The organism is Streptomyces sp. TN58 (assembly GCF_001941845.1).
GTDB lineage: Bacteria > Actinomycetota > Actinomycetes > Streptomycetales > Streptomycetaceae > Streptomyces.
In genome coordinates this window covers 2,999,604-3,016,290 of the sequence record NZ_CP018870.1, presented here as the reverse complement: position 1 = coordinate 3,016,290, position 16,687 = coordinate 2,999,604, and the positions used below count along the sequence as shown (strand labels likewise).

The 16,687-nt window shown below is 73.2% G+C and carries 13 protein-coding genes; 10 read left to right on the top strand and 3 right to left on the bottom strand.

All coding sequences use genetic code 11. The features are described from left to right. Positions 1–131 precede the first annotated feature (131 nt). From BSL84_RS13635 to BSL84_RS13625, 3 genes are read left to right on the top strand one after another with little or no spacing between them, the layout of a single operon-like run. Positions 132–1,745 (top strand): flavin-containing monooxygenase, encoded by a 1,614-nt coding sequence (locus BSL84_RS13635; protein ID WP_075970434.1) that lies wholly within the window; start codon positions 132–134, stop codon positions 1,743–1,745. Further along, complete coding sequence (locus tag BSL84_RS13630; protein WP_045321791.1) at positions 1,742–2,668, top strand: alpha/beta fold hydrolase; 927 nt, start codon at positions 1,742–1,744, stop codon at positions 2,666–2,668. The genes BSL84_RS13635 and BSL84_RS13630 overlap by 4 nt, the downstream gene beginning before the upstream one ends. Continuing rightward, on the top strand, positions 2,665–3,549 hold the full coding sequence (locus BSL84_RS13625; RefSeq protein ID WP_030027810.1) for an SDR family oxidoreductase: 885 nt from the start codon (positions 2,665–2,667) through the stop codon (positions 3,547–3,549). The genes BSL84_RS13630 and BSL84_RS13625 overlap by 4 nt, the downstream gene beginning before the upstream one ends. 88 nt (positions 3,550–3,637) lie before the next feature. Here the strand turns inward: BSL84_RS13625 and BSL84_RS13620 are convergent, their stop codons facing one another. Beyond that, the gene (locus tag BSL84_RS13620; protein WP_030027811.1) at positions 3,638–6,907 is read right to left on the bottom strand and encodes a S41 family peptidase; all 3,270 of its coding nucleotides are present in this window, start codon (positions 6,905–6,907) and stop codon (positions 3,638–3,640) included. 151 nt (positions 6,908–7,058) lie between these two features. On the opposite strand from BSL84_RS13620, the gene BSL84_RS13615 reads away from it, so the two are divergent. Beyond that, positions 7,059–7,649 carry a TetR/AcrR family transcriptional regulator gene (locus BSL84_RS13615; protein WP_030027812.1) on the top strand — a complete coding sequence of 197 codons (591 nt, stop codon included), beginning with the start codon at positions 7,059–7,061 and terminating at the stop codon, positions 7,647–7,649. 130 nt (positions 7,650–7,779) lie between these two features. After that, a complete protein-coding gene (locus tag BSL84_RS13610) occupies positions 7,780–9,981 on the top strand; it encodes an MMPL family transporter (protein WP_045321789.1) in 2,202 nt (733 codons plus the stop codon). 73 nt (positions 9,982–10,054) lie between these two features. Here the strand turns inward: BSL84_RS13610 and BSL84_RS13605 are convergent, their stop codons facing one another. Next, positions 10,055–10,462, bottom strand: coding sequence for an SsgA family sporulation/cell division regulator (locus BSL84_RS13605; RefSeq protein WP_030027814.1), 408 nt, complete (start codon positions 10,460–10,462; stop codon positions 10,055–10,057). A 171-nt stretch (positions 10,463–10,633) separates the two neighbouring features. Between BSL84_RS13605 and BSL84_RS13600 the strand changes: the two genes are divergently transcribed. The 4 genes from BSL84_RS13600 to BSL84_RS13585 are packed head-to-tail and all read left to right on the top strand — an operon-like array spanning position 10,634 to position 14,414. Next, on the top strand, positions 10,634–11,704 hold the full coding sequence (locus BSL84_RS13600; RefSeq protein ID WP_075970433.1) for an energy-coupling factor ABC transporter permease: 1,071 nt from the start codon (positions 10,634–10,636) through the stop codon (positions 11,702–11,704). 1 nt (position 11,705) lies between these two features. Continuing rightward, positions 11,706–12,467, top strand: a complete 762-nt coding sequence (cbiQ, locus tag BSL84_RS13595) for a cobalt ECF transporter T component CbiQ (protein WP_030037219.1) — start codon at positions 11,706–11,708, stop codon at positions 12,465–12,467. Beyond that, positions 12,455–13,228 carry an energy-coupling factor ABC transporter ATP-binding protein gene (locus BSL84_RS13590; RefSeq protein WP_199838721.1) on the top strand — a complete coding sequence of 258 codons (774 nt, stop codon included), beginning with the start codon at positions 12,455–12,457 and terminating at the stop codon, positions 13,226–13,228. The genes cbiQ and BSL84_RS13590 overlap by 13 nt, the downstream gene beginning before the upstream one ends. A gap of 28 nt (positions 13,229–13,256) precedes the next feature. After that, complete coding sequence (locus BSL84_RS13585) at positions 13,257–14,414, top strand: serine hydrolase domain-containing protein (RefSeq protein WP_045321786.1); 1,158 nt, start codon at positions 13,257–13,259, stop codon at positions 14,412–14,414. Positions 14,415–14,435: 21 nt separating this feature from the next. On the opposite strand, the gene BSL84_RS13580 is transcribed toward BSL84_RS13585, so the two are convergent. After that, positions 14,436–16,067, bottom strand: a complete 1,632-nt coding sequence (locus tag BSL84_RS13580; RefSeq protein WP_107069587.1) for a penicillin-binding transpeptidase domain-containing protein — start codon at positions 16,065–16,067, stop codon at positions 14,436–14,438. Between the two features lie 299 nt (positions 16,068–16,366). Here BSL84_RS13580 and BSL84_RS13575 point away from each other — a divergent pair, with 299 nt between their 5' ends. Continuing rightward, on the top strand, positions 16,367–16,630 hold the full coding sequence (locus tag BSL84_RS13575) for a hypothetical protein (protein ID WP_037666373.1): 264 nt from the start codon (positions 16,367–16,369) through the stop codon (positions 16,628–16,630). Positions 16,631–16,687 lie beyond the last annotated feature (57 nt).

Genomic DNA, 16,687 nt, shown 5'->3' with positions numbered 1-16,687 from the left:
CGGGTCCAGCCCCTACCCATGGGTACGGGGCTGCTCTACCCTCCCGATTGTGCCAGTGATTGCTGGCAGTGTTTCGATGTTGTGTGCGGCGTTGCGTGGCTGGGACTGCGATGAGGCGGAAGGCGGCGGACATGGGCGGTACGGGCGGTACGGGCGGTACGGGGAGGACGCGCGAGCACGTGCGCGTGGCGGTGATCGGCTCCGGCTTCAGCGGCCTGGGCGCCGCCGTACGGCTGCGGCGCGAGGGGATCACCGACTTCGTCGTCCTGGAGCGGGCCGGCTCGGTCGGCGGCACGTGGCGCGACAACAGCTACCCGGGGTGCGCCTGCGACGTCCCCTCGCACCTGTACTCCTTCTCCTTCGCACCCAACCCCGACTGGCCCCGCTCCTTCTCCGGGCAGCCGCACATCCGGGCGTACCTGGAGCACGTCGCCGACACGTTCGGGCTGCGCCCCCACATCCGGCTCGACTCCGAGGTCCGGATGATGCGCTGGGACGAGGCCGAACTGCGCTGGGAGATCGAGACGGAGAGCGGGGAGCTCACCGCCGACGTCGTGGTGTCGGCCACCGGCCCGCTGTCCGAGCCGAAGCTCCCGGAGATCCCGGGCCTGGCGGGCTTCCCCGGCAAGGTCTTCCACTCCGCGCGCTGGGACCACGACTACGAGCTGCGCGGCAAGCGCGTCGCCGTGATCGGTACGGGCGCCTCCGCCGTCCAGATCGTGCCCGCCATCGCCCCCGACGTGGAGCGCCTGACCCTCTTCCAGCGGACCCCGGCCTGGGTGATGCCGCGCACCGACCGGGCCATCACGGCGGTCGAGCGCTGGCTGCACCGCCAACTGCCCTTCACCCAGGCGGCACGCCGCGGGCTTACCTGGGCGGTCCGGGACCTCCAGGTCGGCGCCTTCACCAAGCGGCCCAACCAGCTGGGCTTCGTCGAGGCACTGGCCAAGGCCAACATGGCCCGGTCGGTCAAGGACCCGGCGATGCGCGCCAAGCTGACGCCCTCCTACCGGATCGGCTGCAAGCGGATCCTGCTCTCCAGCACCTTCTACCCGGCGCTGGCCCGCCCGAACGTCGACCTGGTCGCCTCCGGGCTGAAGGAGGTCCGGGGCTCGGTCCTGGTCGCCGCCGACGGGACGGAGGCCGAGGCCGACGCGATCGTCTTCAGCACCGGCTTCCACGTCACGGACCTGCCGATCGCCGAGCGGGTGGTGGGCGCCGACGGCCGCTCCCTCGCGGTCGCGTGGAAGGACGGGATGGCCTCGCTGCGCGGCGCGACCGCGGCCGGCTTCCCCAACTGGATGACGATCATCGGCCCGAACACGGGGCTGGGGAACACCTCGATGATCCTGATGATCGAGTCGCAGCTCAACTACATGGCCGACTACCTGCGCCAGCTCACCGTCCTCGGCGGGAGCGGCGGACGGGTCGCCCTGGCCGCCCGCCCCTCCGCCGTCAACGCCTGGAACCGCAGGGTGCAGGCGCGGATGGAGCGGACCGTCTGGAACACCGGCGGCTGCACCAGCTGGTACCTGGACGAGAACGGCCGCAACACCACCGTCTGGCCCGGCACGACCGGCGAGTTCCGCCGCGAGACGCGCAGCGTCGACCTGGCGGAGTACGAGGTCGTGCGGGTGAGGGAGCGGGTGCCGGTGGCCGCTGCCGCCGCACCCGAGGCCGCCCAGGCCGGCGCACCCGAGGCCGCCGAGGCCGGCGCGGGCACGGTTGCCGAGAGCGCCGCGTGAGCCGCCCGGCGCACGTCACCGCCGGCCCCTACGCCCCGCCCGCCCCGCGGCGCGAGCTCGTCGCCGTCTCCGCCGACGGGGCCCGCCTGCACGTCGAGGTGCACGGGGAGGAGGGGGCGCCGCCCGTGGTGCTGTCCCACGGCTGGACCTGCTCCACGGCCTTCTGGGCCGCGCAGATACGGGCCCTGGCCGCCACCCACCGGGTCGTCGCCTACGACCAGCGCGGACACGGCCGCAGCCCCGCCGCCCGGGAGCACAGCACCACCGCGCTCGCGGACGACCTCGTGGCGGTGCTCGGCGCCACCCTCGCCCCGGGCGAGCGCGCGGTCCTCGCCGGGCACTCCATGGGCGGCATGACGATCATGGCGGCCGCGGCCCGGCCGGAGTTCACCGAGCACGCCGCGGCCGCGCTGCTGTGCAGCACCGGCAGTTCCGCGCTGGTCGCGCAGGCGCGGGTACTGCCCGTACGCGCCGGGCGCACCCGGACCCGGATCACCGGCGCGTTCCTCGGATCACGCGCTCCCCTCGGGCCGGTCACGCCCGTCGCCCGTTCCGTCCTGAAGTACGCCACCATGGGCCCCGGTTCGGCGCCCGACAAGGTCGAGGCGTGTGCCCGTATCGTCCACGCCTGCCCCACCGGGGTGCGGCACGCCTGGTCCCGGGTGCTGGCCGGGCTGGACCTCGACGCCGACGTGGCACGGCTGAACGTCCCCACCGCGGTGCTCGGCGGCACCGCCGACCGGCTCACGCCGATCGTCCACGCCCGCGGGCTCGCCGCTGCCCTGCCGGACTGCGTCGGCCTCACCGAGCTCACCGGCACGGGCCACATGACCCCGATCGAGGCTCCCGAGGCCGTCACCCGCGCCGTGTGCGAACTGACCGCGCGCTATCTCGACACCACCGAGAAGGAGAAGACACCGTGAGTGCTCGCAGGAGTCTGGAAGGCCAGGTCGCCGTCGTCACGGGAGCCGCCCGCGGGGTCGGCGAGCTGCTGGCCCGCAAGCTGTCCGCACGCGGCGCGCGGATCGCGCTCGTGGGCCTGGAGCCGGACGCCCTCAAGGAGGTCTCCGAGCGGCTGCACACCGACAGCGAGCACTGGCACGCCGACGTCACCGACCACGAGGCGATGGCGCGCGTGGCGCAGGAGGTGGAGGAGCGTTTCGGGAAGGTCGACATCGTCGTCGCCAACGCGGGCGTCGCCGCGGGCGGCCCGTTCGCGGAATCCGACCCCGCCGCCTGGCGCCGGGTGATCGAGGTCAACCTGATCGGCGGGGCCGTCACCGCCCGGGCCTTCCTGCCCGCGCTGGCCCGGAGCCGCGGCTACTTCCTCCAGATCGCCTCGCTCGCCGCGATCACCCCGGCGCCGATGATGACCGCCTACTGCGCTTCCAAGTCCGGCGTCGAGGCCTTCGCCCACTGCCTGCGCGCCGAGGTCGGCCACAAGGGCGTGGGGGTCGGCGTCGGCTACCTGTCGTGGACCGACACCGACATGGTGCGCGGCGCCGACCAGGACGAGGTCATGCGGGAGCTGCGGCAGCGGCTGCCGTGGCCGTCCAACCGCACCTATCCGCTGGGCCCGGCCGTCGACCGGATCGTCGCGGGCATCGAGCGGCGCTCCCCGCACGTGTACGCGCAGTGGTGGCTGCGCGGGATGCAGGGGGTACGCGGCTACCTGCCCGGGATCATCGCGACGGTCGGGCGGCGCGAGATGAAGCGCTTCGAGCCCCGCCTCTCCGGCGTCTCCAAGGGGCTCGTCGGGGCGGGCGGCGCCGCGGACGAGCAGGAGCGCGCCCGCAGCCACTGACCGCCGGCACCCGGCGCACGAGAAGGGGGCGCGGCCGTCACGGACGGTCGCGCCCCACGCCCTGGCGCCCTTGCGCCGTGGCCGCCGCTCACTCACGCGGCGGCAGCTTCGGACGACGCCGGTCCGGTACGTCCGTGTAGCCGGGCGGCATCGCGGCCGGGTCCTGTTCGAGCAGCTCCAGCGCCAGGTGCACGGCGTCGTCCATCCCGGCGTGCCGCCCCTCCGCCCAGTCCAGCGGGGTGCGCAGGGTCTCGAAGTCCGGTTCCACACCGTGGTTCTCCACCGACCAGCCGTACTCGGGGAACCAGGCGGCGTTCATCGGCACCGTGATCACCGTGCCGTCGCCGAGAGTGTGCCGGCCCGTCATGCCGACCACCCCGCCCCAGGTGCGCTGGCCCACCACCGGGCCCAGGCCCAGCAGTTTGAACGCCGCGGTGATCATGTCCCCGTCCGAGGAGGTCGCCTCGTCGGCCAGTGCCACGATCGGGCCGCGGGGCGCGTCGGAGGCGTAGCTGACGGGCTGCGCGTCGCGCGTCAGGTCCCAGCCGAGGATGGACCGGGTCAGCTTCTCCACCACCAGCTCGCTGATGTGGCCGCCCGCGTTGCCGCGTACGTCCACGATCAGCGCGGGCCGGGACATCTCCACGCGCAGGTCGCGGTTGAACTGGGCCCAGCCCGAGCCGCCCATGTCGGGGATGTGGAGGTAGCCGCACCGGCCGCCGCTGAGCTCCCGGACCACCTGCCGGCGCTTGGCAACCCAGTCCTGGTAGCGCAGCGGCCGCTCGTCGATCAGCGGGACGACGGCGACCCGGCGGGAGCGGCCCGAGCCCTCCTCCGGCTGGAACGTCAGCTCGACCGTGGTGCCGCCCGCCCCCGCAAGCAGCGGGTAGGGGCCGGTGACCGGGTCCACGGGCCGGCCGTCGACGTGGGTGAGCACCGCGCCCTCCCGGATGCCGGTACCGGCCAGCGGGGAGCGGGCCTTGGAGTCGGAGGACTCGCCGGGCAGGATCCTGCGGACCACCCATGTCCCGTCCCGGGGGACCAGGTTGGCGCCGAGCAGGCCGATGGCCCGCTGGTAGTGCGGCGGGCCCTCGTTGCGGCGGGCGGGGGAGACGTAGGCATGGGAGGTGCCGAGCTCGCCGAGGACCTCGCGCAGCAGGTCGGCGAACTCGTCGGGTGAGGCGACCCGTTCGACCAGGGGGCGGTACTGGCGCAGGATCCCGTCCCAGTCGATGCCGCACAGGTTCGGCTCCCAGAAGTAGGCGCGGATGATCCGCCCGGCCTCCTCGAAGGCCTGGCGCCACTCGGCCGCCGGGTCCACCTCGTGCAGGATGCGCCGCAGGTCCAGGTAGACCGTGGAGTCGCCGTCACCGGACTCGGTCGCGGGGACCGCGCGCAGGTCTCCGTCGTCGTTGATCACCAGCCGGGTTCCGTCGCCGCTCACCGCGAACCAGTCCAGCCCCGAGGCCAGTTCGCTCTTGCGGGCCTTCGTCAGGTCGAAGTGCTCCAGGGTGGGCTTGCCGCTGACGTCGTTGGGGTTGGCGAAGGTCTCCCCGAGCGCGCCCGAGATCGGCCAGCGCAGCCAGACCAGCCCGCCGCCGTGGACGGGGTACAGGGCCGAGTACTTGGACGCACTGACCGGGAAGGGGGTGACCCGGCTCTCCAGCCCCTCCACCTCCACGGTCACGGTGCCGCCCTCGCCCGTGTTCTCCGACTCGCCCTCGCCCGGGTCCAGTCCGCCCGCCGCGGGCCTTCCCTCGGCGGACAGCGCGAAGGGCGAGGGGGTCGCGGAGGACAGCGGCACCAGGTACGGGCGGCAGCCCAGCGGGAAGGACAGGTCGCCGGTGTGCACGTCGTACACCGGGTCGAAGCCGCGCCAGGACAGGAAGGCCAGGTAGCGCCCGTCGCGGGTGAAGACCGGATTCTCGTCGACGAAGCGGCCGTTGGTGACGTCGACGACGGTGCGCGCGCCGGGCCCGGAGATGCGGGCCATCTTGATCTGCCGCAGCGAGCGCCCGATCCCCGGGTGCGACCAGGTCAGCCAGGCCCCGTCGGGGGAGAAGGCCAGGTCGGTGACGGGACCGTTGACGGACCGGATCAGCTCGGTGACCTCGCCGTCGGACTCCTCCGTCGCGTCGACGAGCAGCAGCCGTCCGTCGTTCGAGGCGATGGCGAGGCGCTCCCCGTCCGGGTCCGCGAGCAGTTCGGTCACCCGGCCCAGCCCGCCCGACGCCAGCCGGCGCGGCTGCCGCTCCCCGGAGGCCCGGGGCAGGTAGGCGATCTCGATCGCGTCCTCGCCCTCGGCGTCGGTGACGTAGGCGACCTGTCCGCCGCTGCCCAGCATCTCCGGCAGCCGCACCCGTACGCCCGGGGTGTCGGCGATGGTCCGGGCCGGGCCGTCGCGGTGGGTCAGCCAGTACAGGCTGCCGCGCACCACGACCGCGCTGGCCCGCCCGGTGGCGTCCACGGAGAGCGAGTCGACGTGGCTGGCGGCCGGCACCTGGTAGGTGCGCCGGCCGGCGCGCGGGCCGCCGAGGCGGACCTGGAGCTTGCGCGGAGCGGCGTCGGGGGACAGGGAGTCGACGAGCCAGAGGTCCCCGGCGCACTGGTAGACGACCCGGGAGCCGTCGCTGGAGGCGTGCCGGGCGTAGAACTCGTCGTGGTCGGTGTGGCGGCGCAGGTCGGTGCCGTCGGGCAGGCAGGAGTAGAGGTTGCCGACGCCCTCGTGGTCGGAGAGGAAGGCGATCCGGCCGCCGACGAACATCGGGGCGTCCAGGTGTCCTTCGAGGCCTTCCAGGAGCTGGCGCCCGTGCAGCCAGAGCCGGCCCATGGCGCCGCCCCGGTAGCGCTTCCAGGCCGCGGGCTCGTGCGGCGGCTTGCCGGTGAGCAGCAGGCTCCTGTGCTCGCCGTCGACGTCGGCGACCTGGATGTCGGACACCGGCCCCCAGGGCAGGCGGCCGCCGGGGCTGCCGTCGGTGGGCAGTTTGTAGGCCCAGGAGAAGTAGGAGAACGGCTGTTCGTGCGAGGAGACCGCCAGGATGTTGCCGTCGGGGTCCCATCCGCAGACGCGGGTGTCGGTGGCGCCCCAGTAGGTCAGGCGGCGGGCGGGGCCGCCGTCGACGGGCGCCAGGTGGATCTCGGGGTCGAGGCTGCGCCAGGTGGTGAAGGCGATGTGGCGGCCGTCGGGGGAGAAGCGGGGGTGGCCGACCCGGGTCCGGTCCACGGTGACCCGCCAGGCCCGCCCGGGTGTGTGGCCGTCGGGCACCAGCGGGGCGACCCAGAGGTCGTCCTCGGTGGCGAAACACAGGAGGTCGTCGTGCAGGTGCGGGAATCGGAGGTACGCGACGTCGTGACTCACCCCCCAATGCTTTCCGCGTGAGGGGGGCGCGGCAACTCGTACTGGTGATCCACGCCACCCCCTCAAGCGAAACGGAACGGTTTCGTTTCGCTTGAGGGAGGGGTATCGTCTTGAGCGTACGGAACAGTTTCGTTCGGACGGAGGCACGGAGATGACCGAGGCGATGGCGGCCCGGCGCAGCCGGATCACCCCCGAACGGCAGGCCGAACTGCACGAGGCGGTCCTCGACCTCCTGCGTGACGTCGGCTACGAGGCGCTGACCATGGACGCGGTCGCCGCCCGTACGAAGTCCAGCAAGGCCACCCTCTACCGCCAGTGGGGGAGCAAGCCGGAGCTGGTCGCCAAGGCCCTGCGATGCACGCAGCCCGTCTCGCTGCGCGAAATCGACACGGGCAGCCTGCGCGGGGACTTCGCGCTCATGGTGGAGCACTCGGACGACGCGCAGATGGCCAAGGACACCGCGCTCATGCGGGGCCTGGCCCATGCGGTCCACGAGAGCCCGGAGCTCCACAAGGCGCTGCGGGACCTCCTGGTCGACCCGGAGATCACCGGGCTGCAGGTGATGCTGCAGCGCGCGGTGGACCGGGGCGAGATCGCCCCGGGGTGCCCGGCGCTGGGCTTCGTACCGCACATGCTCATCGGCGCGTTCATCGCGCTCCCGCTGATCGAGGACCGGCCGGTGGACCGGGCGTTCCTCGGTGACTTCATCGACGCCGTGGTCTTCCCCGCCCTCGGCGTCTGAGCCCCCGCCCCAGTCCCCGGCATCCGTGCCGGCTTGCTGCTCCTGACACGCCGCTCTCGTCGTCGGGCCGGCTCCCCATGCCCTGATCCCTCCGGATCCATCCCACGACCTGAACGGGAGAACCACCGACGTGGCCACCTTCCTCTACCGACTCGGCCGGGGCGCCTTCAGGCGCCGCGGGCTCGTCGCCCTCCTCTGGGTGGCGCTGCTGTTCGCCGCCGGATTCGGCGCCGCCTCCGCGGCCGCCCCGACCTCCGGATCGTTCTCGATACCCGGCACGGAGGCCCAGAAGGCCTTCGACCTGCTGGACAAGAAGTTCCCGGGCATGGCCGCCGACGGCGCCACCGCGCGCATCGTCGTCAAGGCCCCCGAGGGCGCGAAGGTCACCGACCCCGGCCCCAAGGCCGAGGTCGAGAAGATCGTCAACGGGCTGAAGACCGGCCCGGGCGCGGAGCAGGTCGCCTCCGTGGTCAACCCGTACGAGGTGCAGGCCGTCAGCCAGGACGGCTCCACCACCTACGTCAGCGCCAAGTACACCGTCAGCGGCATGGAGTTGAAGGACGCCACCCGCGACGCGCTCAAGGAGTCCGGCGACGGCGCCAAGGCCGCGGGCCTGAACGTGCAGATCGGCGGTGACGCGCTGATGGTGGCCCCCGAGACCGGCTCCGGCGAGATCATCGGCATCCTCGTCGCCGCGATCGTCCTCGTGATCACCTTCGGTTCGCTCGTCGCGGCCGGCCTGCCGCTGCTGACCGCGATCATCGGCGTGGGCATCGGCGTCTCCTCCATCACCGCGCTCGCCAACGTGCTGGACCTCGGCAACACCACCGCCACCCTCGCCACGATGATCGGCCTCGCGGTCGGCATCGACTACGCCCTCTTCATCGTCTCCCGCTACCGCGCGGAGCTCGCCGAGGGCCGCGAACGCGACGAGGCCGCCGGACGGGCCGCCGGAACCGCCGGTTCCGCCGTGGTCTTCGCCGGTCTGACCGTCGTCATCGCCCTCGTGGGCCTGGCCGTCGTGAACATCCCGATGCTGACCAAGATGGGCGTCGCGGCCGCGGGCACCGTGGTCATCGCCGTACTCGTCGCGCTCACCCTGGTCCCGGCCATCCTCGGCTTCGCCGGCAAGAAGGTCCTGCCCGCGGGCCAGAAGAGCAGGCTGTTCGGCAAGGGCAAGCCGGCCGGCGCCGAGAAGAAGGCCAACGGCGGCACCCGCTGGGCCCGTTTCGTCCTGCGCCGCCCCGTCATGGTGCTGCTGGCCGGCGTGATCGGCCTCGGCGTCATCGCCGTCCCGGCGAGCAAGCTGGAGATGGGCCTGCCCGACGACGGCGCCCAGCCGGTCTCCACCACCCAGCGCCAGGCGTACGACCTGCTGTCGGAGGGCTTCGGCCCGGGCTTCAACGGCCCGCTGATGGTGGTCGTCGACGGGGACAAGGCCCTCGCCGACTCCACCGTCGACCGGATCAAGGGTCTGAAGGGCGTCGCCGCGGTCATGCCGGCGACCTCCAACGAGGCGGGCGACGCCGCGGTGATCACCGTCGTCCCGAAGGACCGGCCGTCCTCGACGCAGACCGAGGACCTGGTCCACGAGATCCGCGACGGCAGCGGCGACGACGTCCTCGTCACCGGCGCCACCGCGATGAACATCGACTTCTCGCAGAAGATGAACGACGCGCTGCTGCCCTACCTGGCCCTCGTCGTCGGCCTCGCCTTCCTGCTGCTGATGCTCGTCTTCCGCTCGATCCTGGTCCCCCTCAAGGCGGCCCTCGGCTTCCTGCTCTCGGTCGTCGCGGCCCTGGGCGCGGTCGTCGCGGTCTTCCAGTGGGGCTGGCTCGGCTCGGTCTTCGGGGTGGAGCAGACCGGCCCGATCATGTCGATGATGCCGATCTTCATGGTCGGCGTGGTCTTCGGCCTGGCCATGGACTACGAGGTCTTCCTCGTCACCCGCATGCGCGAGGCGTACGTCCACGGCGAGCGCCCGGGCCAGGCGGTCGTGACCGGCTTCCAGTACAGCGCGCGGGTCGTCGTGGCGGCCGCCGTCATCATGATCGCGGTGTTCGCGGGCTTCATCGGGGCCAGCGAGCAGATGGTCAAGATGATCGGCTTCGGTCTCGCCGTCGCGGTCTTCTTCGACGCCTTCGTCGTCCGCATGGCCATCGTCCCGGCCGTGCTCGCGCTGCTCGGCCACAAGGCCTGGTGGCTGCCCAAGTGGCTGGACCGGCTGCTGCCGAACGTGGACGTGGAGGGTGAGAGCCTGCGCAAGCACCTCGAAGCCCGGACCGCCCAGGGCGACGGACCGGACAAGGACCGCGAGCTGGTCAACGCCTGACCGACCACCGCGCCGGAACGCCCCGGCCCCGTACCCCCGACGACTCGGGAGTACGGGGCCGGGGCCGTTGCGCCTACCGGGTGGGGGCGGAGGCGGCGTACGTACGGCGCAGGAAGCGGCGCAGGGCCGCGATGTCGAACTGGACCACCGCGACACCCTCGGGGGAGTGGAACTCCACGACCGCCTGGACGCGGCCGCAGGGCCACACGCGTACGTCCCCGGTCCCCGTCGGAGCCTGGAGGCCCGCTTCGAGCAGGGCCCGGGGGAAGACCCACTCGTTCTCGGTGCCCTCGGGCGACAGGCCTGCGGGGAACACGATCCGGACGGCCAGGGGTTCCGCGGGGGCGAAGCGCAGGGCGACGGGAATCGCCCGGTAGAGGGGGTCGTCCGTGATGACACGGGCGCGGACCCGCTCCTCGACGGGTGCCGCGGTCGTCGTCGCGGTCGTGGTCGCTGGGGGATTCTCGGCGGTGGCGGACATCGACCAGACTCCTCGAATCGGAACAAACCCGTCCGTTTGTCCTCCAGCCTCGCACATTCCCACGAAAGTGCGCGACGCTTTTTGTGACGGGCTCGCTCTTGCCAATGGTTTGCAACTGGGCACTATTCTTGAACGGTTAAAGACCGCCGTATAAGAAGCGGAGCCCACTCCATGCATGTGCCCGACGGATTCATCAACGCACCCGTGTCGGTGGCCGCCGGAGTGGCGGCGGCCGCGGCGGTGGCCGTCAGCCTCCGCGGCGCCCGCCGCGAACTCGACGAGCGGACCGCGCCGCTCGCGGGACTCGTCGCCGCCTTCATCTTCGCCGTACAGATGCTCAACTTCCCCGTCGCCGCCGGCACCAGTGGCCACCTGCTGGGCGGCGCGCTCGCGGCGATACTCGTCGGCCCCTACACCGGCGTGCTCTGCGTGTCCGTCGTCCTGCTCATGCAGGGCATCCTCTTCGCCGACGGCGGCCTGACCGCCCTCGGCGTGAACATCACCGTCATGGGCGTCGTCACCGTCGTCACCGCGCACCTGCTCTTCCGCGGCCTCCTGCGTGTCCTGCCGCCCACCCGCCGCTCCGTGACCGCGGCGGGCTTCGTGGCGGCCCTGCTCTCGGTACCCGCCTCGGCCGCCGCCTTCACCGCCCTCTACGCCGTCGGCGGCACCACCGACGTCCCCCTCGGCAAGGTGCTCACCGCCATGCTCGGCGTACACGTCCTCATCGGCATCGGCGAGGGCGTCATCACCGCCGCGACCGTGGGCGCCGTGATCGCCGTACGGCCCGACCTGGTGCACGGGGCCCGCGGACTGGCCGCGCCGCTCAAGCTCCGCGTCGACGGCGTCCTCGTCGACGCGCCCGCCGCGGCGCCCGCCGCCGCGTCCGCGGGGGCCGGAGCCGGCTCGACGAAGAAGGTGTGGGCGACCGGCCTGGTCACCGCCCTCGTCCTCGCCGGGTTCGTCTCCTTCTACGCCTCCGCCGCCCCCGACGGCCTGGAGAAGGTCGCCGCCGACAAGGGCATCGACGAGAAGGTCCAGGAGCACGCCGCCGCCGGCTCGCCGCTCGCCGACTACGGCGTCGAGGACGTCGACGACGCCCGCCTCTCCGGCGGCCTCGCCGGCGTCATCGGCGTCGGCGTGACCGTCGCCGCCGGCACCGGGATCTTCTGGGCGGTGCGCCGCCGCCGCACGGACGACCCGGCCGCCACCACCGCCGCGACCTCCACCCCGGTCGTCTGACATGGGTGCCGGCCACGCCCACAGGCTCTACCGCCCGGGCCAGTCGCCGGTCCACACCCTGCCCCCGCACTGCAAACTGGCCGCGACCTTCGGTTTCGTCCTCGTCGTCGTGTCCACGCCGCGGGAGGCGGTGTGGGCCTTCGGCCTGTACGCCCTCCTCCTCGCCGGGGTCGCCGCCGCGGCCCGGATCCCGGCGGGCCTCCTGCTGCGCAGGCTGCTGATCGAGGTCCCCTTCGTCGCCTTCGCCGTGCTCATGCCCTTCGTCGCCGAGGGCGAGCGGGTCGAGGTACTGGGCATGTCACTCAGCGTCTCCGGCCTGTGGGGCGCCTGGAACGTCCTCGCCAAGGGCACCCTCGGCGTCGCCGCGTCCGTCCTGCTCGCCTCGACCACCGAGTTGCGGGCCCTGCTGCTGGGCCTCCAGCGGCTGGGGCTGCCGTCCCTGCTCGTACAGATCGCCTCCTTCATGATCCGCTACGCCGACGTGATCGGCGACGAGCTGCGCCGCATGTCGGTCGCCCGCCGCTCGCGCGGCTTCGAGGCGAGCGGAATCCGGCACTGGGGAGTGCTGGCGAAGACCGCCGGAGCGCTCTTCATCCGCTCCTACGAACGCGGCGAGCGGGTCTACCTGGCCATGGTCAGCCGCGGTTACGCCGGCTCCATGCCGGTGATCGACGAGGCCGTGGCCACCCGCGGCCAGTGGGCCTACGCGGCCGCGCTCCCGGTGACGGCCCTCGCCGTCTGTCTGATGGGATGGACCCTGTGACCAGTACCCCCTCGCCCGTCCCCTCCCTCGAAGTGACCGGACTCGCCTACGCCTACCCCGACGGCCACCAGGCCCTCTTCGGCGTCGACCTGACCGTCGGGCGCGGCGAGCGGGTCGCCCTGCTCGGCCCCAACGGCGCCGGCAAGACCACCCTCGTCCTGCACCTCAACGGCATCCTCGCCGGCGGGGTCGGCTCGGTGGCCGTGGCCGGGCTCCCCGTGGAGAAGCGCAACCTGGCCGAGATCCGGCGCCGGGTCGGCATCGTCTTCCAGGACCCCGACGACCAGCTGTTCATGCCGACCGTGCGGGAGGACGTGGCCTTCGGACCGGCGGCGGCCGGCCTGCGGGGCGCGGAGCTGGAGGAGCGGGTCACGGCCGCCCTCGACCAGGTCGGCATGGCGGACTTCGCCGACCGGCCGCCCCACCACCTGTCCTTCGGGCAGCGCCGCCGGGTGGCCGTGGCGACCGTACTGGCCATGCGGCCGGAGATCCTGGTCCTGGACGAGCCCTCCTCCAACCTCGACCCCGCCTCGCGCCGCGAGCTGGCCGACATCCTGCGCTCCCTCGACGTGACCGTGCTGATGGTGACCCACGACCTGCCCTACGCGCTGGAGCTGTGCCCGCGCTCGGTCGTCCTCAGCGAGGGCGTCATCGCGGCGGACGGCCGCACCCAGGACCTGCTGTGCGACGAGGCGCTGATGCGGGCCCACCGGCTGGAGCTCCCCTTCGGCTTCGACCCGCGTTCGGTATCGGTGGCATAAGCACCCGTCCGGGTTTGTTGGACCGCACGTGGACATCCAGGGTGTGGTGGCGGAGGGCTTCGAGCCCGTCAGAGACGCGTTCGTACGCAACTTCGAGGTGCTCGGGGACCGGGGCGCGGCCGTGGCCGTCTACCGGGACGGCCGCAAGGTCGTCGACCTGTGGGGCGGCACCCGCGACGCCGACGGCACCGAACCGTGGACCGAGGACACCGCGCAGATCGTGCGCTCCGCCACCAAGGGCGTGGCCGCGGCCGTCCCGCTGCTCCTGCACCAGCGCGGACTGCTCGACCTGGACGCGCCGGTCGGCACGTACTGGCCGGAGTTCAAGGCCGGCGGCAAGGAGGGGATCCTCGTACGGGACCTCCTCGCGCACCGCGCGGGCATACCGGCCCTGGACCGCGGGCTGACCGCCGCCGAGGCCGCGGACGGGGTGTCCGGGCCGCGCGCCGTCGCCGCGCAGCGCCCCTTCTGGGAGCCCGGCACCGGGCACGGCTACCACGCGCAGACCTACAGCTGGCTGCTGTCCGAGCTGGTGCTCCGGGCGACCGGTCGCACGCTGGGATCCGTCCTGGCGGAGGACATCGCCGAGCCGCTCGGCCTGGACTTCTGGATCGGCCTGCCGGAGGCGGAGGCCGGCCGGGTGGGCCGGGTGGCACCCGTCGATCCGCCGGAGAGCGCCGGGATGCTGCGGACCAGGCCGCGCAGGAACGTGTCCGAGGCCTACGCCGACCCCGCGTCCCTCACCCGCCGCGCCTTCGCCGCCATCGATCCGCTGCCCGACGAGAACGCCCCCGCCTACCGGGCCGCCGAACTGCCCGCCTCCAACGGCATCGGCACGGCCCGCGCCCTGGCCCGCTTCTACGGGGCCACCATCGGCGTGGTCGAGGACGGCGCCCGGATCTTCACCCCGGCCACCACCGCACTCGCCGCCCGGGAGCGCTCCGCGGGCCCCGACCGGGTCCTGGTCGTCAACACCCGCTTCGGCGCCGGCTACATGCTGCACGGCCCGGCCTCGCCGCTGCTCTCGCCCGCCTCCTTCGGCCACCCCGGCCGCGGCGGCTCCCTGGCCTTCGCCGACCCGGAGGCCGGCGTCGGCTTCGGCTACGTCACCAACGCCCTGGCCAAGTCGGTCACCGCCGACCCCCGCGCCCAGGCCCTGGTACGGGCCCTGCGGTCGGCCCTCTGACGCTCACGCTCCTCCGCGCCGTCAGCGTGCGTTCAGTACCGTCGCCACGATCGGGCCGGCCGCCTCGCCGCCGTGGCCGCCGCCCTCGACCATCGCGGCCGCGGCGACGTCGCCGCTGAAGCCGGTGAACCAGCTGTCCGGGCTGGCGTCGGCCCCGCCGACCTCCGCCGAGCCGGTCTTCGCGCCCTTGTCGGAGCCGCGGACGGGGGCCATGGCCCCGCTCGCGGTGCCGCCGGCCGCCGTCAGCTTCATCATGGAGACGAGCTGCTGCTGCACGGAGGACTTCATCCGGCGCTTGGCCGTCGCGACCGTCCGGCCGTCGAGCTCCGGCGAGACCAGCAGGGGCTGGCGGAAGACGCCGGTACGGGCGGTCGCGGTGATCGACGCGACGTTCAGCGGGTTCATGGTGATCTGGCCCTGCCCGATGTACGCGGCGGCCGCGGACGCGCCCGTCGCGGGCGGGACCTTGCCGTCGGTGGACTTGATGCCGGTCTTCCAGTCGAGGCCTATGCCGAAGACCTCCGCGGCCTCCTTCGGCAGGGCCGAGTCGTCGTCGACGGGCTTGATCTGCTTGATGAAGGCGGTGTTGCAGGACCGGGCGAAGGAGGTGGCGAAGCTGGTGCCGGGCGGCAGGTCGAAGTTCTTCAGGTTGTGGAACTCCCGGCCCCAGGTCACCGTCTTCGGGCACTCCGCCGGCTTGTCGGCCGCCACCAGGCCGCGGTCCAACAGCATCGCGGCCGTCACGATCTTCATCGTCGAACCGGGGGCGCGGTTGCCCCTCATCGCCGCGTTGAAGCCGTCCTTGCGGTTGTTCGCGACGGCCAGGATGTGCCCGCTGCTCGGCTGCACGGCGACCACCGACGCCTCCGGGAACCTGGCGACCGCCTGTTCCGCCGCCGCCTGAACCTTCGCGTCGAGGTACGTCCTGAGGGTGCTGGGCTCGCCCTCGACCAGAGTCAGCAGGGTCCGCCGGGGAGCGTCCTTCGCCGCCGGCTCGATCCACACCTCGGCCCCGGCCCTGCCGCCCGCCTTGCCGCCGTAGGTCTGGCGCAGCTCGTCCAGCACCTGGCGCAGGGAGGGGTACTTCTCCGCGGTCAGCTCCTCGCCGTTGCGGTCCACGGCCTTGACGGGCGGGCTCGCGGGCGCGCCGGCGCGCAGCTGCTCGTCCTTCTGCAGCTGCGGGTGGATCACCGAGGGCTGCCAGTCGACCAGCGGCTTGCCGGTGGTCAGGCCGCGCACCACCGTGAGCTGGGAGTCGTAGGCCAGGGGCTTGGTCGTGCCCTCGTAGGTGATCTCCGCCTCGACCTTGAAGGGCACGGTCGTGCCGTTCGCCTTGCCGGGGGTGATCACGGCCTTGGAGACGTGCGCCTTCGTCCGGAAACCCCCGACCGCGGTCTGCGCGGCGGCGGCGTTGTTGGTCAGGTCGGCCGCCCGCCGCTCGTCCCCGGCCGCCCACGCGGCGAGGAACGCCTTCGCGGCCGCCTCGGCCTCCTTCTCCCTGACCGGCCCGCTGCCCTCGGACAGGGCGGCGGCCTCGTCCGCGCCGCCGCCCCCGCCCGCGTCGCCGACCAGCGCGTACACCCCGTATCCGGCACCGCCGACCATCGCGAGGAACACCCCGCCGATGATGGCTCCCTTTGCCGCCCCGTTCACTTCTCGTCCTCCCCCGCGACCCGCGACCCCTGAACGCGTTCAAAGGCCCTTGGCGTCGACCTTACTCTGCGCATTCGCCCGATGCGCGCTCGTTACCGGACCGGAACCTCGCTAAAGCGGAGCCGTCCTGACGGGCCGACATGCAGGCACCCCGGCTCTGTTCTAGCGTCGGAAGGGCGAGGATGACCGATGCGCCGAGCCGGTCGCCCGCCTCGGAGCCCGCTTCGCGCCGCCGCCCCCGCCCGTGGTCCGGCGCATCCGCGGATCGCGCGACCGACCGAGAGAGCAGGTGCATCCGCATGCGTCCGTCGGCTCGTATCCCCGGCATCCTCGCCGGCCTGGCCCTGGCCCTCGGCGGCGCCGTGGCCGCCGCCCCGTCCGCCCAGGCCGACGTCAAGGCCTGCGAGCAGTACGTCGCCCAGCACGCCCCGAAGGCCGCGGACGGCGCCGCCGAGGCGTGCTACGAGGGCCGGATCGGCAACCAGACCAGCTGCGTCGCGAGCCTCACCGCGGTGGGCGCGAGCAAGGACACGGCGAACACCGCCTGCGAAGCCTCCCGCTGACGCCGCCCCGCAACGCACGAGGGCCCGGCACCTTTCGGTGCCGGGCCCGTCGTTCTG